The organism is Metabacillus rhizosphaerae (assembly GCF_037201795.1).
Classification (GTDB): domain Bacteria; phylum Bacillota; class Bacilli; order Bacillales; family Bacillaceae; genus Metabacillus; species Metabacillus rhizosphaerae.
Genome location: NZ_CP147403.1, coordinates 3,887,102 through 3,908,260 on the forward strand (window position 1 = coordinate 3,887,102; position 21,159 = coordinate 3,908,260).

At 33.5% G+C, this 21,159-nt stretch carries 24 protein-coding genes; 6 read left to right on the top strand and 18 right to left on the bottom strand.

From position 1 onward, the window contains the following. Window positions 1-92: 92 nt before the first annotated feature. Together WCV66_RS18935 and WCV66_RS18940 are read right to left on the bottom strand one after the other, a co-directional pair. Complete coding sequence (locus tag WCV66_RS18935; RefSeq protein WP_338786518.1) at window positions 93-401, bottom strand: hypothetical protein; 309 nt, start codon at window positions 399-401, stop codon at window positions 93-95. 20 nt (window positions 402-421) lie between these two features. Further along, complete coding sequence (locus WCV66_RS18940) at window positions 422-739, bottom strand: hypothetical protein (protein ID WP_338786519.1); 318 nt, start codon at window positions 737-739, stop codon at window positions 422-424. A 965-nt stretch (window positions 740-1,704) separates the two neighbouring features. On the opposite strand from WCV66_RS18940, the gene WCV66_RS18945 reads away from it, so the two are divergent. Then, window positions 1,705-2,577: an AraC family transcriptional regulator gene (locus tag WCV66_RS18945; protein WP_338786520.1), complete on the top strand. Its 873-nt coding sequence runs from the start codon at window positions 1,705-1,707 to the stop codon at window positions 2,575-2,577. Between the two features lie 86 nt (window positions 2,578-2,663). Here WCV66_RS18945 and WCV66_RS18950 read toward each other — a convergent pair whose 3' ends face one another. After that, entirely contained in the window at window positions 2,664-2,987 is a 324-nt protein-coding gene (locus tag WCV66_RS18950) for an MCP four helix bundle domain-containing protein (RefSeq protein ID WP_338786521.1), read from the bottom strand. An 82-nt stretch (window positions 2,988-3,069) separates the two neighbouring features. Beyond that, window positions 3,070-3,450, bottom strand: a complete 381-nt coding sequence (locus WCV66_RS18955; protein WP_338786522.1) for a DUF454 family protein — start codon at window positions 3,448-3,450, stop codon at window positions 3,070-3,072. Window positions 3,451-3,621: 171 nt separating this feature from the next. Between WCV66_RS18955 and WCV66_RS18960 the strand changes: the two genes are divergently transcribed. The 3 genes from WCV66_RS18960 to brnQ all read left to right on the top strand — a co-directional run bounded on the left by WCV66_RS18960 (window position 3,622) and on the right by brnQ (window position 6,069). Next, complete coding sequence (locus WCV66_RS18960) at window positions 3,622-3,972, top strand: ASCH domain-containing protein (protein WP_338786523.1); 351 nt, start codon at window positions 3,622-3,624, stop codon at window positions 3,970-3,972. A gap of 21 nt (window positions 3,973-3,993) precedes the next feature. After that, window positions 3,994-4,428: a hypothetical protein gene (locus tag WCV66_RS18965; protein ID WP_066337988.1), complete on the top strand. Its 435-nt coding sequence runs from the start codon at window positions 3,994-3,996 to the stop codon at window positions 4,426-4,428. Window positions 4,429-4,749: 321 nt separating this feature from the next. Continuing rightward, window positions 4,750-6,069 (top strand): branched-chain amino acid transport system II carrier protein, encoded by a 1,320-nt coding sequence (gene brnQ / locus WCV66_RS18970; RefSeq protein ID WP_338786524.1) that lies wholly within the window; start codon window positions 4,750-4,752, stop codon window positions 6,067-6,069. A 170-nt stretch (window positions 6,070-6,239) separates the two neighbouring features. On the opposite strand, the gene WCV66_RS18975 is transcribed toward brnQ, so the two are convergent. From WCV66_RS18975 to WCV66_RS19015, 9 genes are all read right to left on the bottom strand, one after another. Next, on the bottom strand, window positions 6,240-7,031 hold the full coding sequence (locus WCV66_RS18975; protein ID WP_338786525.1) for an endonuclease/exonuclease/phosphatase family protein: 792 nt from the start codon (window positions 7,029-7,031) through the stop codon (window positions 6,240-6,242). A gap of 3 nt (window positions 7,032-7,034) precedes the next feature. Continuing rightward, window positions 7,035-8,687 (bottom strand): PTS transporter subunit IIBC, encoded by a 1,653-nt coding sequence (locus tag WCV66_RS18980; RefSeq protein ID WP_338786526.1) that lies wholly within the window; start codon window positions 8,685-8,687, stop codon window positions 7,035-7,037. Window positions 8,688-8,853: 166 nt separating this feature from the next. Next, window positions 8,854-8,991, bottom strand: coding sequence for a hypothetical protein (locus WCV66_RS18985; protein ID WP_338786527.1), 138 nt, complete (start codon window positions 8,989-8,991; stop codon window positions 8,854-8,856). Between the two features lie 121 nt (window positions 8,992-9,112). Beyond that, window positions 9,113-10,411 (bottom strand): TRAP transporter large permease, encoded by a 1,299-nt coding sequence (locus WCV66_RS18990; protein ID WP_338786528.1) that lies wholly within the window; start codon window positions 10,409-10,411, stop codon window positions 9,113-9,115. Between the two features lie 47 nt (window positions 10,412-10,458). After that, window positions 10,459-10,965 (bottom strand): TRAP transporter small permease, encoded by a 507-nt coding sequence (locus WCV66_RS18995; RefSeq protein ID WP_338786529.1) that lies wholly within the window; start codon window positions 10,963-10,965, stop codon window positions 10,459-10,461. Window positions 10,966-10,979: 14 nt separating this feature from the next. Then, entirely contained in the window at window positions 10,980-11,975 is a 996-nt protein-coding gene (locus tag WCV66_RS19000; RefSeq protein WP_338786530.1) for a TRAP transporter substrate-binding protein, read from the bottom strand. Between the two features lie 130 nt (window positions 11,976-12,105). Further along, a complete protein-coding gene (locus WCV66_RS19005; protein ID WP_338786531.1) occupies window positions 12,106-13,209 on the bottom strand; it encodes a glycoside hydrolase family 105 protein in 1,104 nt (367 codons plus the stop codon). A gap of 22 nt (window positions 13,210-13,231) precedes the next feature. Next, the gene (locus WCV66_RS19010) at window positions 13,232-13,357 is read right to left on the bottom strand and encodes a hypothetical protein (RefSeq protein WP_338786532.1); all 126 of its coding nucleotides are present in this window, start codon (window positions 13,355-13,357) and stop codon (window positions 13,232-13,234) included. A 248-nt stretch (window positions 13,358-13,605) separates the two neighbouring features. After that, on the bottom strand, window positions 13,606-14,775 hold the full coding sequence (locus WCV66_RS19015; protein WP_338789497.1) for a serine hydrolase domain-containing protein: 1,170 nt from the start codon (window positions 14,773-14,775) through the stop codon (window positions 13,606-13,608). Between the two features lie 242 nt (window positions 14,776-15,017). Here WCV66_RS19015 and WCV66_RS19020 point away from each other — a divergent pair, with 242 nt between their 5' ends. Both WCV66_RS19020 and WCV66_RS19025 read left to right on the top strand, forming a co-directional pair. After that, complete coding sequence (locus tag WCV66_RS19020) at window positions 15,018-15,191, top strand: hypothetical protein (RefSeq protein ID WP_157094481.1); 174 nt, start codon at window positions 15,018-15,020, stop codon at window positions 15,189-15,191. Window positions 15,192-15,359: 168 nt separating this feature from the next. Further along, on the top strand, window positions 15,360-15,494 hold the full coding sequence (locus tag WCV66_RS19025; protein ID WP_269749021.1) for a hypothetical protein: 135 nt from the start codon (window positions 15,360-15,362) through the stop codon (window positions 15,492-15,494). Window positions 15,495-15,643: 149 nt separating this feature from the next. On the opposite strand, the gene WCV66_RS19030 is transcribed toward WCV66_RS19025, so the two are convergent. The 5 genes from WCV66_RS19030 to WCV66_RS19050 all read right to left on the bottom strand — a co-directional run bounded on the left by WCV66_RS19030 (window position 15,644) and on the right by WCV66_RS19050 (window position 21,023). Continuing rightward, window positions 15,644-16,675 (bottom strand): phosphotransferase, encoded by a 1,032-nt coding sequence (locus tag WCV66_RS19030; protein ID WP_338786533.1) that lies wholly within the window; start codon window positions 16,673-16,675, stop codon window positions 15,644-15,646. Between the two features lie 25 nt (window positions 16,676-16,700). Beyond that, window positions 16,701-17,678: an aldo/keto reductase gene (locus tag WCV66_RS19035; RefSeq protein WP_338789498.1), complete on the bottom strand. Its 978-nt coding sequence runs from the start codon at window positions 17,676-17,678 to the stop codon at window positions 16,701-16,703. 163 nt (window positions 17,679-17,841) lie between these two features. Then, window positions 17,842-18,012: a hypothetical protein gene (locus WCV66_RS19040; RefSeq protein ID WP_157094482.1), complete on the bottom strand. Its 171-nt coding sequence runs from the start codon at window positions 18,010-18,012 to the stop codon at window positions 17,842-17,844. A 328-nt stretch (window positions 18,013-18,340) separates the two neighbouring features. Next, entirely contained in the window at window positions 18,341-19,516 is a 1,176-nt protein-coding gene (locus WCV66_RS19045; RefSeq protein ID WP_338786534.1) for a glycoside hydrolase family 18 protein, read from the bottom strand. 346 nt (window positions 19,517-19,862) lie between these two features. Then, on the bottom strand, window positions 19,863-21,023 hold the full coding sequence (locus WCV66_RS19050; protein WP_338786535.1) for a diguanylate cyclase: 1,161 nt from the start codon (window positions 21,021-21,023) through the stop codon (window positions 19,863-19,865). Window positions 21,024-21,159 lie beyond the last annotated feature (136 nt).

Genomic DNA, 21,159 nt, shown 5'->3' on the forward strand with positions numbered 1-21,159 from the left:
TTCATCAGCAAGCACTTCTAGAGTCGTCGCAGATCTGATGTGAATTTTTCTTTGGCCATAGTCATCAGTAGCAATAAAGTAATAACGTTCCTTTAAAGCAAGATATAAGGATCTGGTCTGGTTTTCATCATTGGATAAGTAAACTGATGCTGAACCACCTTCCCTTTTATCTGATATGTGCTTGGCTGCGACAAATTTAACGTTGAAAGGTCTTTTTGGTTCGCTTCAAATCTCTTGTAGGCAACGGTTCCATCTGAATAATGGGCTTTCACCCGTACTCTATCTATGTTAAGTGAAGCTCCTTCATTCAAAGTAATAACTGGGCTATCTACTGAAACATTATGGATCCTCCCTAGTTTATTCCGTAAATAGGTAGATTCTGAAGGTGTCAAGGCGATCAACTGTCCTTCTTTGGCATCTTTCATGGCAAAGTATTATGTCTGACTGAAAACATCTCTCCTAACTGGGAACGATCAAAATCAATAAAGTCCCTTTTGGTACAAAAGCACGTAGTCCCATTTTCTTCCTTCCATCCTACCCGATAGAGCAAAGTCTCCGCGTCAAGTACACAGGAATAATCCACCATTGTCACTTCTGACAGCTTCATCCTTGCTTTTTCTTCAAAGTGGACAAATTTATTTGTTTCAAAATACAACAATTCGCCTGGACCATCCATATGCCCTTCATTGTTAATCGGCATAGCCAGAATTCCAAAGCCCTTATCTGCTAACCCAAACATCTAAGGCTTTTGTAGTAATCCGCTCTCAACTTGTAGCGATTTGCTATAGTCAGCTTTAGGGAATAAAACACCCTAATTATGATTTAAAGGTTCAAATCTAGCTCCATCTATACTTAAGGCTAGATGTAGACTATTAGCTATAAATTCACCATAGATATTCGTATTTTCATTTGGTTCCCGAGTATAACCAGCCAACCATTGACTCGTTCTTCCCAATAGCCGAACAGTAATAGGAATTTGGAGCTCTTCATATTTAGCTGATGAGGAGATTTCATAGTTATATCTCACCTTTCAATTAAATTAAATTAAACGAACTTACGAGAAAAATAGAAAGGGACCCTTGTCACTCACTTTCCCCATTTAGATAAGATGGAATCGTATTCACTTTTAGTAATAGGTAAAATCGTGCCATGTCGTTTTTTCAACAGACCAAACGAATATTGCTCCGTAGTTGGTTTTCACCAGCAAGCCCCTGTTGTATCGCCAATATCAGTGGTGATGATTGGCAAATATCCACCACTAGTCGCGTATTGGTCAACAAGCAGTCCTTATTTATCTTCTCCGTTGAACTTAAAAAACTCCGGCCCTTCCACATCTTTCCCTGTCAGTTCAAGCCCTAAGGATTGAAGTGTCGAGATGACCTTCCATTCCCCCATCAAACGTTCATTTGTTTCAATCGTAATCTGACCATCACCAGATGCCCGATAATACTTATCACCAACCTTAATGATTGTACTTTGTTCACCACGAGTGATATATTGCTTCCTTTTCCTGTGAATCTTTGAAAATACCGTCTAACAAGTTTACATTTTTCATGTACATTTCCTCCTTGTACTAAACAGGTTGTGATAGTTCTATTATGAATTATGGTAGAGGTAAAACGGAATTCACTATACAACAAAATGCATATCTTATTTTTGGATTTTCTGTGATAAAATAAAGAAAAAGGGCGAGGAGATAAAACGATGCATGAAGTTTCTTTGTTTTCAAACTGCCTGCCTCTTATTAGAGAAATTGGTCATATGTGGGATGATGAGGGAACAAGCGGTCATCCAGATCGACTTATGGAAAACATACATGTTTTTGTTTATGTTAAAAAAGGGACGATTCAAGTTATAGAAGATGGAGTTGAGTATCAATTAAATGGAGGATCATATCTTTTTCTCAGAAAAAATGTACCTCATTGGGGTAAAACTTTATACTCTCCAGGTACGGAATGGTATTATATTCATTTTTATGATTCACACCAACAGGACAACATGGATGAAACCTCAGAATATTCACATTACCAGCAATCTTCATTGATCTTGGAGGAAACCTATCATTCTCATATTAACTTACCAAAGCAAGGAAAGGTTTTAAATCCTGAGTATACAGAACTACATCTGAAGAAGCTTAATGAGGATTACATGTCACCTCATCCGATTCGTCCACTTTATTTAAGTGTGATAACCTATCAATTCTTCATCGATTTATATGCAAATAGACTAGAAGAGTCCAAAAAGACCAAACAACATCGAATTGTCGGTAAAATGATTGAGCTTTTTAGTAATACAGCCTCCAAAAAATTGTCTAGTAAGGAAATTGCAAACAGGCTCGGAATGAACTACGCATACTTATCTTATTTGTTTAAAAAAGAAACTGGTAAAAGCATTACCCAATTCCAGGATGAGCTCCTAATCGAAAAAGCCATTACGATGTTAAAAAAGGAAACGATCAATATTTCTGAAGTAAGTAATGCCTTAGGTTTTTCTAATCCATTTTATTTCAGTCGAGTGTTTAAAAAAGTTACAGGAGTTTCGCCAACTATTTACTTAAATCAAACTTATCGGAACTAATGAAACCGACATGTGACAATAACTTTCCATTTCCAAAAATAACAAAGCGAAATAGGGATTCTCTCCATACACCGCTTTCAAATATCTTAAACTGTAAACTTTCGAATTAATAAATGTAGGTAACTTTCAGTACTTGCTTTCTTCATTTGATTCATTAACTCTTCGTATTTATTTGCATCCTTCGTTAACATCGATTCTAACGTATAAGAATCAATCGCTCGATTGTTTGTTCTGATGTGACCTAACCATTCGATTGGTAATAAATTCTCATGATAGATAATTTCTGAGCCCAGTGCCATTTCTTTCATATATTTGTAGCCTACTGATCCGACAATACCAAGTGATAATGTGGAAATGATAATTAATACTAATAATTTTGTGCTAATTTTCATGTTGTATAACATTTTCATCCGATAGATTCTCCTTTTCACTTATCTACAAAGTATATCGGATGTTTTTTATTTTTCTAAAGTCATTTGAATATCTTTAATACTATGATGCTTTTATCGTATTTATTTTACAGATGAAATAATAATATTTATAACCAACGATTAAAATTAATAGCATTCTTATCAGAAAGCTATCTAATAAAATAAAAGGGATCGCAATCATACAATCAGCAGATAACAAAATAGTCACTTTTTGCCTTATTGTCATTGCCTTATTTTTAACAAACTCTTCCAAATGCTTCTTATATAGTTTCGTGCTTTTAAACCAAACTTCGAACTTCTTAGACCCTCTGACAAAACATACCGAAGCTAAAAGCAATAATGGTGTAGTCGGCAATAATGGTAAGATAATTCCTAAGATTCCTAAACCTAAGAAAATAAATCCAAAGAAGATATAGCTATAATTTTTTATTCTTATGATCATTTTTACTTTCCTCTTTCTATACATCCTATACTCTACCATTTATACTATCATATCACGTTTTTTATCAGCTTACGAAATAGGCAAATTAATATTCTTCACTATCTGGTTACTTGTCTTGTTGGACATATGATATAGTAAAAAGGATTACAAGAATGAAGGGAGTTTTATTAAGTGACTAATCATGATGTACATAATACATTACCACCAAAGACATGCTCGGTTGAGCGACTTGTAACTATGGAGGAAGATGTTAACAAAGTACTTGAAGGTAAGAAAACAGCGACTCGCCGTAATGGTAGATATGCCGACGTTGGAGAAATTATGGTACTAAAGGATAAGAAATTCAAGGTAGTTCGCGTGTATTCTCAATCTTTAGGCGAATTAACTGATGAGCATGCAAAACAGGAAGGATTTGATACTGTAGAAGAATATAAGCAATCTATTTTATCTTATCATCCAGGAATGCCTTGGCTTCCGCAAATGAGAGTTTGGGTTCATGAGTTTAGCCCAGTTAGTGAGTAACACCCAGAAGGAATGAATTACATACTATACAAAATTGTTATTTATATTCATGTTATTAGTGTCATCGCTTCTATCGGTCCATTTTTTATTCTTTTGCCGCTTGTTAAAAAATTGAGGGCGGCAAGAGAAACTGAATTAACTATTTACTTAGATACATTTCGTTTTGTTGTCCGACTATCAAAGCATTCAGGTCATGTATTAGTTGGTTCAGGAGCTTTGCTTGTTTTGTCTGGTCCTTGGACTTGGGGAACACCTTGGATCGTCATGACGCTAATTATCCTTTTTTGTTCATTATTCTTTCTAGCTCGTGCTTTTTCACCGACACTACAAAGGTTTCATGAAGAAGAGCATAGTAAAGAAGAGCTTGCCGCTAAACTAAACCGCACGATTTGGACTTATATTATTCTTTTAATGGCCATGCTTTGGTTTATGGTCGTGAAGCCTACTTTATGGTAATTCGAATATTGGAAAAATTAAGGAAAAACCTTGTTGAATCTGACAAGGTTTTTCCTTGTGGGCATATTACTGTTTATATATATGTTTTAACGTTTTTTCGGCAATCATAATCCTATGATTAAAGAATAATCCATTTTATCTAGAAGATAATCTTTCACATATCAATTAGGAACTCAATAGTATGAAAATATTTAATATTAAAATTTTTTCGACTTTGGACAATATTTTAATTTCTATGTTAGGATAATTATCTGTGATCTTTTTAATTACATAACCGGCAGGAATTTGCTGGTAAGAAGTTTTGCTTTATAGGAGGATATTATGAATAAAAAAATGTCCGGTAAGGAGACAGTCGTTATCGGCTTAATGCTTTTTGCACTATTTTTCGGAGCAGGTAATATGATTTTCCCACCTGCATTAGGTCAACAAGCAGGTGAAAATGTATGGAGTGCTATTTGCGGATTTTTAATTACAGGTGTTGGTCTTCCTTTTTTAGGTATACTAGCAATTGCTTTAACTGGCAGTGATGTCCAAACATTAGGTGAAAAGGTCCATCCAAAATTCGGTATCATCTTTTCTATTGTTTTATATTTAACAATTGGACCGCTATTTGGAATTCCTCGAACTGGAACAGTTGCCTATGAAATTGGAATTACACCCTTTTTACCAAGTTCATTTGAAAATAGTTGGGTTTCTTTACTTGTTTATACGCTTCTCTTTTTTGGAATCACATTTTGGTTAGCTTTAAACCCAAGCAAGCTTATTGATCGAATTGGAAAAATTCTTACTCCTGCTTTAATTCTAATTCTTATCTTATTGACAGGAAAAGCACTTCTTACACCAATGGGAGGATTAGAAGTTCCTACAGGTGTGTATTTGGAAGGAGCATTTTTCAAAGGATTTTTAGAAGGGTACTTAACAATGGATACGTTAAGTGCATTAGTATTTGGGATTGTCATTATTTCTGCAGTAAAAGAACGTGGTATCGTAAAACGAAAAGAAATAACAATAGTCTCATTAAAAGCAGGTATCATTGCAGCAATTGGTTTAATTTTTGTCTATATTTCACTCTCATATATTGGGGCAACAAGTGTCTCTTCTCTAGGCTACTCAGAAAATGGTGGTGTAATATTATCAGGTGCTGCTAATATTCTATTTGGGTCTTTAGGAAATGTTGTTCTAGGATTAGCGATAACTTTTGCTTGCTTAACAACAAGCGTTGGTTTAGTTTCAGCATGCGGGAATTACTTATCAAAGGTTTTTCCTACCATCTCATATAAAAAAATAATTTTGATTATTACCATTTTTAGCACTTGTATTGCAAATTTTGGATTATCGCAACTTATTTCATTTTCAGTTCCACTATTAGTTACGATTTATCCCCTAGCGATTGTTCTAATTATATTGTCTTTCTTTGACATTGCTTTTGGAATAAAATCAATTGTCTATATTATTAGTTTATCTGCTACAGTTATATTTAGTATTGTCGATGGCCTAAATGCAACTAATCTAAATCTATCGGTCATAAATGACTGGCTTTCCTATATCCCTCTTTTCAATATAGGTATGGGATGGTTAGTTCCCGCGATTATCGGTGCTATAATTGGATATATTATTTCTAATTTCAAGACTGGAAAATAAGTGGTGTAAACATCAACACCGTAAAAAACCGCTTGGGCAACTAAACTTACCTAAGCGGTTTCTTTCTTGTTATTTAAACGATAAAATTCTTGTAATGTGGATAAGAGCTTTGACAACTAGAACCAAAGCATACCACCCTTTCGTAATGGTAAACATCAATGTAAGTTAAATCATTCTATCGACTCAACGTCTATGCCAAAATGATCAGATATAATCGACTTATTAACATTGTTAAAAATGACATTAGATTTATTCACTAAAATTTGTTTATTTGTAAAAATATAATCAATTCGTAAATCTTGTTTATTTGTATCCCAACCAGTAATTTTGCCTTCGACGGTTGTTCCACAATCCTTATCTATTGCTAATTCATACGTATCATAAAGCCCTTTACTAAGCAAATAGTCATATCCTTCTCCTTTAACTGAAGCACTATTGTTAAAATCGCCCATTAAATAGAACGTTTCATCCCTAGTTACATTTGCGAGAAGATTATCAACTTGTTTTCGAAAGGGTTCCTCTTCATCTCCCCACCAACCTAAATGACAGGAATAAAAAGAAATGTACTCATTATTATATCGAATTTTCACTCCAACAATTTTTCTCGTTTTCCAATTGGCTGGATCATCTGAAAGAGAAATATAGAAGGAAGATTTTTCTTCTATTCGATGCTTTGTTAATATAGCTAGTCCCTCTTCATATTTATCAAATCCTATATGTGAAAAGTCCCACATATAATTGTAATTCGTAACACCAAGCACTTTTAGTTCGTTCAATAAAATAGTTAAATAATTGTCTTTTTTTATTGTCCCAGCTATCTTATCCCCCGCAATAAGCTGACTTACTTCTTGCAGGGCAATTACATCATAGGACTTTTCTTTTATCGTTTTTGCTAGATATTTAATCTTATCAAGCTGATTCTCTTCCTGCCATGAATGACAATTTAAAGTTAATAGCTTCATCTTTTATGCTCCTAAACGATCTTGGATATCTGATTTTAACACATCAGCTTTTGGTCCATAGATAGCTTGTACACCTTTATCTTTAATAATTAAACCTAAAGCACCGTTTTTCTTCCATTGTTGTTCGGAAGCGACAGCATCTACATCTTTAATTGTTACACGAAGACGAGTCATACAAGCATCGACATCCTCGATATTTTCTTTTCCTCCTAATAAACCAATAATTGTAGTTGCTAGGGAATCATCATTTTGATTTTTATCATTACTTTGATTATCTTGTGCATTCTCTCCGTTTTCTTCATCAATATAATTACCCAAACGACCTGGTGTAGGTAATTTGAATTTTTTTATCATAAAATTGGCTACCGTAAAGTTTAAGCCGAAAAATACGAGACAAGCAATGATGAAATTAACTAGATCAAGCCATAAACCGGCTTTAATAATCATCGGAGTTCTAGTGAAAAGTTCAATTATTCCAAAAGAGTGCACACGGATGTCGATAAGGTCAACAATCGCAAACGCCAATCCAGTCATAATCGCATAGGCAACGTATAGTACTGGCGCTGCAAACATGAACATAAATTCAATCGGTTCAGTTACACCTGTTAAAAATACCGCTAAACCTGCTGATAAAAACATAGATTTATATTTCGTACGTTTTTCTTTATCAACATTTCTGTACATTGCCAATGCTATCCCTATTAAAGCTGCGCAAGAAAGAAGCATCTGACCTACCTTAAAACGTGCAGGTGTAACATCATTTAATAGTGCCTTATAGCTATCTGTATCACCTGCTGCAAGGAAGTTATTTAAGTCAGCAATCCATGCAAGCCATAAAGGATCTTGCCCTGCTACTGTTTGTCCAGCACTTGAACCCGTTAGGATCGTATATGTTCCACCAAGTTCTGTATAGTTCATTGGAACCGTTAGCATATGATGTAAACCAAAAGGAAGTAATAGACGCTCTAATGCACCAAAGATAAATGGCGCCAATATTGGAGCAGTATCTCGGGATGTCGCAATCCATTTTCCAAAATCGTTTAAAAGTCCTTGAACAAACGGCCAAACGATAGCTAAGATTATGGCTGTGATTATTGATCCACCAATCACAACGAATGGTACGAAGCGTTTCCCATTAAAAAAAGCTAGCGACTGTGGTAGTTTACTATAGTTATAGTATTTATTGAATATATTGGCTCCTAAGAACCCAGAAATAATCCCTACAAATACACCCATATTTAAAGCTGGCGCACCTAGAATAGATGTAAAATAATCTTTAACAATTAGCTCACTTCCAAATAATGAATTGACAGTAGCTGAAGGATCACTCAACATTTCGTTATTTATACCAAATAAAGCACCGGTAATTCTATTGATTAAGACAAAAGCAATTAGAGCTGCAAATGCCCCTCCAGCACGTTCCTTAGCCCATGAGCCACCAATAGCAACTGCAAACAAAACATGAAGATTACCAATAATAGCCCAACCGATCTCTTCCATTACTAATGCAATCGTTTGCACAAAAGATATATCTACTCCAATCATTCCGACTAACTTACCAAGAGAAATCATAATTCCAGCTGCAGGCATAACTGCAACGACTACTAATAAAGCCTTTCCAAACTTTTGCCAAAAATCAAATGATGTTAATTTCATTGTGGACCTCCAATATAATTTAATTTTCTATTCATTTGGACAACCGATTGCACAAGTGGGTATAAGGAAGAAAATAATTCTTTTCTTTTGTCTTAAATTAAAATATCATATTTACTTAAATAGTGCAATCGTTTGCATCGATTTTATTTTAAATTTTTAGTATTTATTAATTGAATAATGAAGATAATATCCCAGCTGGTAAATCATACCCAAAAAAAGTTACACAAATAAAATATACTATTATGACAGCAAGAATGATGGTAACTATTTGGTTTTCAATTTTTTCAATAGCTTCTTTTTTCATCACATCCTACCCCCTCTACCCTTTTAAATAGTTTGTATCAAATTTTAAAAATTAATCAAAACTTTAAAATAAATTAACCCCCTCGCATATACATCACAAGGAGGTAACATTATCATAAAGTTTATAAACCAAATGCATTTGGCAGGAATAAACTTATTTGTGGTATATAAGTAACTAACAGCAAAACAACAATGATCGCTACATAAAACGGAATAAGTGGTTTAAGTACTTTCTCTATCTTCACTTTCCCAACGCTTGCTCCAACAAATAAGCCTGTACCAACTGGAGGTGTTATTGTTCCAATACATAAATTAAAGATAAAAAAGATTCCGAAATGTACTGGGTCAATTCCTAAGCTTGTTGCGATTGGTAAAAAGATTGGGGTAAAGATTAAGATCGCTGGTGCAATATCCATAAACGTACCAATAATTAATAAAATTATCGTAATACATGCAAGGATAACGAATTTATTGTCTGAAATACCCAAAATAAGATTACTTAGTGCTTCTGGTATACCTGTTAGCGCCATTACAAAAGCCATGCCAGATGATGCTGCTATTAAAAACATAATAACACCAGTCATTTCAACTGCTTGCACCAAAACACTTGGTAATTGTTTAAGAGATAATGATCTATAAAAAACAAGCGCTAAGAATAATGAATAGACCACACAAACTGCAGATGCCTCAATTGCTGTAAAGACACCAGTAAGAATTCCTCCAATGATGATAATAATCAATAACAAACTAGGAATTGCTTCGATGATGATTTTTTTTGCTTCATTAAAGGAAACGTTTGCTGTAATTGAATATTTTTTCTTTCTAGCTATAATATAGGCAACAACCATTACAGATAATCCCCATAATATTCCAACAACATAGCCTCCCATAAACAAAGCGGCAATAGAAGTTCCTCCGCTTATTAATGAGAAAATGATAAATGCTGAACTTGGGGGTATTAACATCCCTGTTGGAGCTGAAGCAATATTAACAGCTGCAGAGAATGTCTTACTATACCCTTCTTTTTCTTGGAGTGGACTCAATGTACCACCAATAGCTGTTGATGCTGCAATCGCAGAACCAGAGATAGATCCAAAAAACATATTTCCTATAATATTTGTATGGGCCAATGAACCTGGAATTCTACCACCTATTAATTTTGCTAAGTTCACTAGTTTGATAGCGATTCCACCATTGTTCATAATAATTCCTGATAATATGAAAAATGGTACTGCTAATAGTGAAAAACTATCTAAACTTGTTATCATCTTTTGGGCTGAAGTGAATACAGATACATCGAAAGGTAAAACGATTAATACCGTTGCCAGGGACGCTGTTGCGATACTAATAGCAATAGGGATTCCTATTACCATTAATAATGCAAATACTATTATTAAAATTAAACTAGCTTGTAACACCATTTGAATCACCTGCTCTTATTTTTTGATCTAACTTCTTGTATGAACGATTAACTTGCTTTTTTTTCCTCATTAATATAGGATATTTTTTTCTTCTTGTTCATTAACTCAATAATATTTGTTGTGCTATAAAAAAGAATAAATACTCCAGATAACGGTAATGCCAAATAAACAAAGCCCATTGGTAAATGTAAAGCTGGAGAAATTTGTGCCATTGTTAGAGAAACCGCTCTACCACCACCATAGATCATAATAATTGCAGCGAATAATAGGAAAATTGATTGAATCACAATATCTAAGGTGATTTTAGAATTTTCAACCAAACGATCTCTTAAAAAGGTAATCGCAATATGCTGATTTTTCCCGACAACATAGGCAGCAGCTAACATGGCAAGCCAGATCAAACTATACCTTAATAGCTCTTCTGTAAATGTACTTGGACTCTTTAAGATAAAGCGGCTCAAGACTTGCCAACTTGCAACCGCTACCATTACAACGAATAAAGTACAAGTAAGAAATTCAATTATTCTATCAACACTTTTCTTTAAATTTCTCATCGTATCAACCTCTGTCATTTATTTTCTTTCATATTGATGATATCTTCATATAATTGTTTGAAACCTTCTTTATTTGCAAACTCATCATGCAACGGCTGTACTGCTTCTTGGAACGACTTTTTATCTACTTCATTAAAAACAACACCAAAATCATTTGCAGCTCTTTCTTTTGCTTGTTCAACCGCTTCTTTCCAAACAACTTTTTCAAATGCTGTTGATTCTTTAGCCGCTTCATATACTGCTTGTCTTTGTGATTCAGTTAATTTGTCTAATGTTTCTTTATTCATAACCATGATATCAGGCACTCTTGTATGTTCATCATATGAATAATACTTTGCTACCTCACCATGTCCAGCTTCTGTGATAGCAAACTCATTATTTTCAGCACCATCAAGGATTCCTTGTTGCAACGAAGTATATACTTCACCACTATCCATAGGTGTTGGTGAACCACCTAATAATTGCACCATTTTTATCGCTGTTTGACTTTGCATAACCCTTATTTTTTTTCCATTTAAATCACTCGGTTTTTCTATTGGCTTTTCTGTCATATAAAAGCTTCTTTGCCCTGAATCATAATAGGTTAAGCCTACAAAGCCTAACGCTTCTGTTGAATCATAAATTGGTTTTACAATTTCACTGTCCATTACTTTATAAAAATGTGTTTCATCCTCGAATAAATATGGAAGACCGAAAATAGAATACTTTTCTGAAAAACTTTCAAGTGCAGATCCACTTACTTTTGTGATATCAACAGCACCTGTTTGTGTTAATTCGATTAACTCTCTTTCTCCACCTAGTTGACTATCTGGAAAATATTCAACAGTAACTTCACCATTTGTTTTTTCTGTAAGTAATTTTCCAAACTCAGCCATCGCATCTTTTACTGGTTGACTATTACTTGCATAGGCAAATCGCAAAACTATGGAATCGTTCTCATTTTTGCTATAGCCAGTAAACAAAATAACAGATAACAAGCCTATAAGTATAATAGGTATGATCTTTTTCATCTCAGTTTCCCCCTGCGAAATAATTTCGTGCACCTTTCTCTAATGACTTGGTATAATGCAAAACTAACTTAAGATTGCATTATACCCAAGTCTATTATTCTGAAGAGATTATTTCTAAAATAGAATAATTTTAGATATAATAATGTAGAAATTCCGACAAGCAAAGAACTGCTAATGATTGCCCATATGGCATCGTCGTAATTTTAATTTCTTTATAAAAGTCTAAGCTATCCCCCATACCTGTTCCAACTGACACTTTTTGCAGGGCGCCCTCATCGTTAATTTCTTTTAAAATTCCTTGGATCGCTTTGTATGCAACTTCCTTATATTCTTGACTAATATAACGTTTATGAACTGATTTTAAGATCCCATAAGCAAAACCTGCTGTTGCTGATGCTTCAAGGTAAGACGTTTTATCATTAATTAATGTATGCCATAAACCGCTCTCATCTTGGAAGCTAGCCAATGCTTCAATCTGTCTATTTAATGTATCGAGTAGGAATTCCCTTAAGAAATCTCCTTCTTTTAACTCTAAAATTTCAATAATTTCCGGAATAGCAATTGTAATCCAACAATTACCTCTTCCCCATAGCGCTTCAGCATAATTGTGATTTTCTTCAAATGTCCAACCATGGAACCATAATCCTGTCTTTCGATCACTTAAATATTTTATATGAATTAAAAATTGCTTCTTTGCTTCTTCGATATATTCAGGTTTATTAAAAAGCTTACCAATCTTAGCTAATGGCAAAACAGTCATCATCAATGTATCATCCCAAAGCTGATTTTTGTTTTCTGGACCATATGTCATATGCTGAAGTCCATCTTCATTCGTACGCGGCATATCATACATTACCCACTCTGCCCAATCTTCTAAGTATGGTACAAATGTTTGATCCTTCGTTTCTTCATACAAAAAGGCTAATGTTAAAAACGGAGCCATTGTATTAACATTTTTAGGTGGGACACCTTCTTCAAATCTTGCTTTAAACCAATCTGTTACTATCGTTAAAGCCTTTTGACTATTTGTTAGTTTCCAATATTTAAAGATTCCATATAATCCAACACCTTGCGGCCAATTCCAAACATTCCAGCTCTTATCATCTACAACTAAACCATCGAAGTTTAATAAAAATTCACCAGTATTATCTTTTATTTGTGTAAGATTATCCATTAGTAAATCAATTTGATGAATTACTTCTCTTCTTTCGATAAAAACTTCATTTTGAACCATTACATTTCCCTCCATATGAGTTCTAAACATTTAAGCTTGCAAAGTAATTTTCACGAAAGATTAAAACGGTTACAATTATCCATTCACTTTCTACTTCTTTTGCTTTTAATCCCTCCATATTTCCTTTACAAGCTTCTGTTTTGTTCACTATTTTCCCTTTAAGGTTTAATAAATTCTCTTTTTGTTTATATTTTTTTGATGTTCTGTTTTTTTTATATCTTTTTTGTTTGGTTTTTTCCTTTTCTTTTTGATTATAGTTAACTCTTTGGATTTGGTCAATGGAATTTTTAGAAAAATTTTAAAGAAAATAAGTAGAGGTAATGACACTACCTCTACTTATTATTTAGTGGAGTTTTTTAGTTTCATCAATTTAATAATTTATAAAAAGAAATCTCCTCAAATTCCCCCGTATATCACAGATCTTAGTCTTGGTTGGTGATAAGCCTCTAAATTAGGCATCATTTGCTGCATATAAACTGCAGATAGCTTTTCTTTTGGATCAATTAACACCCACGTCCCTAATAATCCTGACCAACCAAATTCACCTATAGAGCTGTTGCTTCCACCTAAAGCTGGATCAACCATGACTCTAACTCCAAGTCCGTAACCGTAGCCTTTAAGATAATTCCAGTTATAATTAGATGAATTTTCTGTTGTTAATTGATTAGTAGCCATAAGATTAATAGTTTTTTGTCCTATAATGCGTTCTCCATCTAATTCTCCTCCATTTGCGAGCATATGTGCAAAACGACTATAATCACTAAGTGTCGAAAGCAGACCACCTCCACCACTTTCAAATGTTGCATCTGGTTGAATATGTGCATCCATCTCTATATTTTTCGATAAATTTCCATTTTCATCCCGATTATACAGGCTACAAAGTCTGGCTTTCTTATCATCGGGAATTCTAAAGAATGTATCGTTCATTGTTAATGGATCAAAAATTTCATCTTTTAAAAATTGCCCAAACGTTTTTCCAGATACTACTTCAATAAATGCTCCCAAGACATCATGACTAAAGCTGTAATGCCACCTGGTCCCTGGATCGAATGCTAATGGTATCGATGCTAATTTTTTTGAAATAGTCCGTGCATTGACTATTTCGCCAAGGTTCTCCTGCTGTTCTAAAACATGCATGGCCTTTGTAAGTTGGCGCTCCGTTTCATTTGCATCACCTGGATAAGTTAACCCCGATGTCATCGTGAATAGATCTTTAACTGTAATCGACCTTGCCGCAGGAGTAGTGTATAGCTCCCCCTTATCATTTTCCCGGTAAACTTGGGGATTTATAAACTCCGGTAAATAATCTTCAAGAGGATCATTAAGTAAATAATGGCCTCTCTCATATAACATAAGGGCTGCTGTACAAGTAACGACTTTTGTCATTGAATATATTCGATAGATTGTATCTTCTGTTATTGGTTTTTGCGATTCGATGTCTGCCATTCCAACATAGTCTTCAAATACCGTTTTTCCTTGATGAGTGACTGAACAAGCACAGCCTGCAGGACCTTTTTCTACAAAATCTTTTAACATTGGTTTTAATTTCTTGTGGATCGAATTCATCATCTCCAGCTCCTTTGTTAACGCTATCATTTCTTTATTATACATCACTGATTTTCTTCTTCGGACATGTAAAAACCTTTATTTTAAAAAAATCAATAAAAATTAAATTCACAATGCTTTTTAATTGGAAAGGTACACATTGTTCTAGTTATTTAATATTAAGTAAATTAATCGATTGACATTTATATCATAATTGTTTAGAATAATAAATGTAAACGCTTACAAATAAGGAGTGTTTTTTCATGTCTGAACACAAGAAACAATCGATAAATAACAAGGGTGAAATCATTGATGCCCTACTACATAGAAATCTATACAAAATGCCCGATGGTCGTCAATTTTATGAAGCATCCGAAAAAGAATTAGAACATGTTCTTTATTCTCAAACGAGAACAGAAAATCTATGTTCCGTATAGACTTTTTTTAACCACTAACCTTTTATAAGCCAATATCATGATTTTAAATCCTGATATTGGCTTATTTACTTTATTGTATATATTAGTGGCTTCAATGTAAAAATAAAAATAGATCGAGATTTCAATTAAGAATAATTTATGAAACACTTTAAGGAGTGATCTTTTAATATGAAAGATAAAAATGAAATCATTTGTGAGGAATCAGACTATTTACACCATATGCTAAATGAACAAATAACTCGAATTTGTGTGAAAGAAGAAGAAGAACGGATGAAAGAAGAATTGAAAGGTAATGATATATAGTCCTTTTTTAAAAACAAGGCGCTGTTAAACAATACTGTTAATAAATAAGCGAAAAAGTTTTCTCCCGGCTATTAAAACAACAATTAGATTTAACAGAGCCTAAAATTAAAAAGATAATGAGCACCGTTTTCATTATCTTTTTAGTTTAGTTATAACTGTTTACCACTCCATAACCTAGTAAGCTTATTCCCACCATCACATAACCAATCCTTATTTGTAACCGTTTTAATGATTTGCTCTTTCAGAACATCCTGTTTATCGATTCCATCTAAATATCGTCCTAGAAAATGAACAAAAACATCTAATCGTCTTAACTGAACCAAGATTGGTAAAGCATCAATTTCAGGTTTTGTTAAAGTCAGAACAGACGAAAATCCTCTGAAAAACGTTGTGAGCTTTTCCCATAATATTGATTCATTTGGTTCTTTTACAATTATTTCTGATATACAAACAGCCACTTCCATTACGCGAAGATCATATGTTACAAATTCAAAATCTAATATAGCCTCTATCGTTCCATTTTGACCAACTAAGACATTTGATTCGTTTAGATCACCATGAATTACTTGATGTGGTAGAGTCTTAAGTCGTGGAACGAACGATTGAAATTGGAGCATTTGTTTTGCGATCCACGATAACTTTGACTTAAATTCTGTAAACTCCTTCGGAGGATTTGTACACCATTGAACGACCTGATTGATCCCACAATTTGGATGTGTATGTTCAATTTCATAATAGGGTCGATAAATAAACGGCTGATGAACTTGGAGTCCCTGTAAAGCACGTAATACATCTCCGGTGCTTTTGCCAAAAGAATACAATACTCTGGAATAATCAAAGACAGGATTCTCTCCTTCTATATATGTATAGATACAACCAAGCTTGTTTGACCCATCATGTAGTCGAAGGTATGTTTTTCCTTCATTTGTATAAATCGGAACAGGAACTTTAAAAGGTAAACCCTCAATTTCATTAAGCCTTATTAAAACTTCATGCTCTAGCATTACTTTTTCTTTGTCTTTATGTGTTTCATAAATACGAAGGATATATTTTTTATTATCATATACAATATATCTGGTGGTATTGTTATATCCACTTTTCCCCTGATAAACAAGACATGTTTTATTAGCGGAAAAGTAAAGTTCTAATATCTGATCAATTGTCTCTGAAGTTACTCTCATTCAGTCTCTTTCCTATCTCAATAGATTAAGGCATTTTTTTCCCACGTGATGCTGTGTACAATGAATACCACTCTTCACGAGTCATCATTTCAGCTTGGCGCACTGAATCTTGGCAGTTTTTGATTCGTTCTGGATTTGTTGAGCCAATCACTGGCTGAATTAGAGCAGGATGGCGCATTAACCAACCTAGAACAATTGCTTCTGTTGAAGTCCCCTTCTCATTTGCCATTTTTTGAACGAGGTTTTTAGTTTGCAAGTCAGCTTCTGTTACATTTTCCATTTCACGCCCTGAATACATTCCATAAGCCAAAGGAGCCCATGCTTGGATCTGGATATCCTCTAAGCGGCAATGCTCAATAATTCCATCAACAAAATTAATATCCGTTCCCGCTTTTTGATTTACCAATACACCCTGCTCCAACCAATCAATACGTTTAAGGCTTAACTCTAGTTGATTTACGATAAGTGGATCTGAACAAAATGCACTTAGCAATTTGATTTGAGCTGCACTCATGTTTGATACTCCAAAATTTTTCACTTTTCCAGATGCTTTTAACGCCTCAAATGCCTCTGCAACTTCCTCAGGTTCAACTAAAGGATCTGGGCGGTGTAATAATAAAATATCTATGTATTCGGTATTCAATCTCTTTAATATTCCATCTACAGAAGATAAAATATGACTTTTTGAAAAATCAAATCGATGTGGTGTATTCCCTTCCGGAAAACGTATTCCACATTTTGATTGAATAACTATGTTTTCCCTTAATTCTGGGCGATTTTTTAAAATGCCACCAAAGATCGTCTCTGCTTTTCCCATCTTATAAATATCTGCATGATCGAACATCGTAATCCCACTTGATAACGCGGCATCAACAGCTTTTTCTGCGATAAGATTGTCCTCTTTCGTAATCGGATTATTATCCCAGCCTCCACCAAACCCCATACAACCTAATACAAGGCGACTTGTTGTAATCTCACGTTTTTGTAATGGCATTTTTCTTATCATTTTTATCCTCCTTTATAAGTTGCATTACTCTATTTAAATTGTTTATAGTTCAATACAACTTTACTATAATAGTTCTTAACAAAGGTGAGATATCCTGCAAAAAAAAAACAAGCTGTTAAAAAAACAACAACAGCTTGTATATGTATTTTAATTTTTTTCATTAGGAAATTGATTTTTCAACTATTCTACTGTTGTATAATTCCAAAAGTGTATGGTCATCTAAACATAATACTTCATCTACATTTTCTGATAAGTGCTGAAACAATACCTCTTCGATTTTGATTCTCTCGGTTACTTCTAAAAAGTAATGTTTTATAGTCAAATTTGACAAGATACCTTCTCCTTTCACTTTTATTTAAGTCACATTGAATAGTAAGGATTCTCCCTGTAAATTGATCTCTCTTTTTAAAATTACCCAAATTAAGAAGAACAAAAACATACTCTTATAGTCCAACAATCCAATGTCACCTTTTATTACATAATTAAGAACAAGCCTAGTATATGATAAGGTCATTATAACTACATGTCGAAAAAGGGTTTTAACTTATGTCTATTTTATGACAATTAGTTGTGAATTTGTATAAACACTACAGACATAGTAATTCTACTTAACAATATACGGAACAAAAAAACTGTTGAGATCCCCAACAGTTTTTCGTTCATTTACTTTCCTCATCTTTTGAATAAATGGTTACTTGTTTTTGTTCTGCATTTTCCTTATCAAGTACCTGTGAGATAACATTTGTCAAACTATGTGACCCTTTTGCATCATGTCCTAGTTCCCACAACATCATTCCGCCAAAGCCGTTGTCTAATGCAAGATTTGTTTTCTTTTGAATGGTTTCCACCCCATTGTAATGATAGGTCGTACCGTTCATATTAACGGTATCACGCTTTGCATTTGTGGGATTGCTATTAATAATTGCTTCATATGAAACCTGTTTAATTGACACGTCTTCAGGCTGCGCATAAAACGGAACACCTAATACAAGTTTTTCTTTATTAATACCGTGTTTATCAAAAAGAGTTGTCCAGTAGCTAACGATATTTTCTACAAAAGGATATGGAGATAAGTTAGCTGCATCATACTCACCATCCCATTGACCATCATATGCCATAATATTGACATGATCAACATAGTTAAACATTGTTGGTTCGTAGATAACAGAAGCAATTTCTGTTCCTGTGACACTATGAATCTTAGAATAAACAGCGATTGATAACTCCTTATTTTTAGGATGAAGATTATCACTTAACATTTTCATAAAAGTAGCAAGATTTTTTGCATCCTCTTTAGAGCGAGGGTGTTCAAAATCAATGTCAATACCATCTAAATTTTCTCGCTCAGTAATTCCAACAAGTTCATTGATTAGCTTAGTACGGGATGCGGGATTGGAGATCGCTGCTCTAAAATACTCGTATGACTCTCCTCCCTTAATATGGTACCAGCCACCAACTGCAAGCATTACCTTTGTATCCCGTTTATGTGCTTGTTGAACCATTGTGCGCAAATTTGACAAAGCGCTATCGCCATTCATTAAAAGACTTCCATCTTTTGTAGGATGAGCAAAGGAGAAAATAGTATGTGTTAATTTAGAATAATTAATTGTATTAGGATCCCGAAAATCTTGAACATATCCAATCAATACCTTAGAACTTTTTTGTTCTATTTTAGGTATTTGTTTTTGTTTTAATTTTTTTGCGGATTTAGGGGCCATTTGTGTATTTTTCTTCGCTTGATCTGTACTATTACTAGAATATAACATTCCTGAAAAGAATCCACCTGTGAAAATTAGGATGGATACTAGTGCAAGTAGTAAGTAGCTTTTTTTCATGTTCTACATCCCTTTCACATTCCTATAGTCTTTTAAAATAGTAACAAAAAAGAATGAGGAATAGGGATGGTAATATAAACCTTAAGTTTAGTCATTTAAATTTAATAATACACTGTAAAACTTAGTTATTCTTAATTGGATTATTTTACTATAAATAAAAACGCTATTAAATGAATCAAGTTTGGAAAAATAACCTCAAAGTTAATTCTAATTATTTTTGTTGACTCTTTAACATCATTGTCGCTAGATTTATCTGTATTCCAAAAGGCGTCAAATGATTACCTCGGATAAATCAACTGATTATTTCAAAAAAAAAGCCTTTAGTATAGTTTTACTAAAAGATTAATCATCGAGTGGTTATGAATTTTTTATGCTTTTTATAGCGATCCTTAGCAGAAAGATTATATCGGTTCGGATGATCTCGTTCTTCTTTAGCTAGACTCCAACAAACTTGATTTCTTCCTTTTGATTTGGCACTATATAATGCATCATCCGCACGTTTCACTATATCTTGTGGAGTATCCCCAACCGCTTGACTAGTAGTGACACCTATAGAAAAAGTAATGTGTATTGTCAAGTTATTAGGTAAAAGGAATGGATGCTTTTCAATTTTGGTGCGGATATTTTCTGCTATTTCTATCGACTTTTCAAGATTCATATCGAGAAGTATTACTGAAAATTCCTCTCCTCCATTTCGAAATACATTATCATGTTCACGTATCGAAGCTATTAAAATTGATCCTACTTCATGTAAGATAGAATCACCTGCTTGATGTCCGTAGCTATCATTTATTTGTTTAAAATAATCAATATCTATATAAAGTAGTCCTATGTTTTTACGTTGAATTTTTGCATCTGCCATCAAATTAGATAAGATTAAATCAAATTGACGAGCATTTTTTAAGCCTGTTAAGAAGTCAACAGTAGCTTGTTTTTTGTATTCATAATTCAAATAATTTGATCGGCTTATATAGTTAACAAGAATGTAGGTAATAATTCCACCAAAAATGGACAAACCCCAATAATTAAAGAGAATAATATTGAAATAGTCTAAATGTCTGATGCGGAAATATAAGATGATTGAAAAGATAAATGTGCTAATAACAACCATAAAAATCCACTGTTTACTTTTAGAGATCTTTAGGCTACTAATGAAGCCTATTATTGCTCCGACAAAAATAATTGCAATCGACACGATTATTACCTCAGTACTGATATCTAAAAATAATAACCTACTTATAGCAATAAGAGTTGACGTGATGATACTTGATACAAATCCACCAAAGATAGCAGAAACAATCATTACAATATGACGTAAATCAATGATCGTTTCTGACTCTACCTGGATGCTAAAAATCATTAATAGAGAGCCTAAAATTCCAGTAAAAACACCAAATATCATTTTATTTATCAGACTAATCTCATACGGATTATTTTTAAAAATAGAGCCACCAACGAACAAAAAAGCAATCATTATACACAAATGAACAAATAAATCTTTTAGCAATTCTAGTATCCTCCAGCCGAAAAAATAACAATTTCATATAAAAACACGAGAAAAAAGCAACATTAAAATGGATGCTGCTTTTAATTAGATCATTATCATAATATATAATCTCAATATATAATTATACACTATGAAA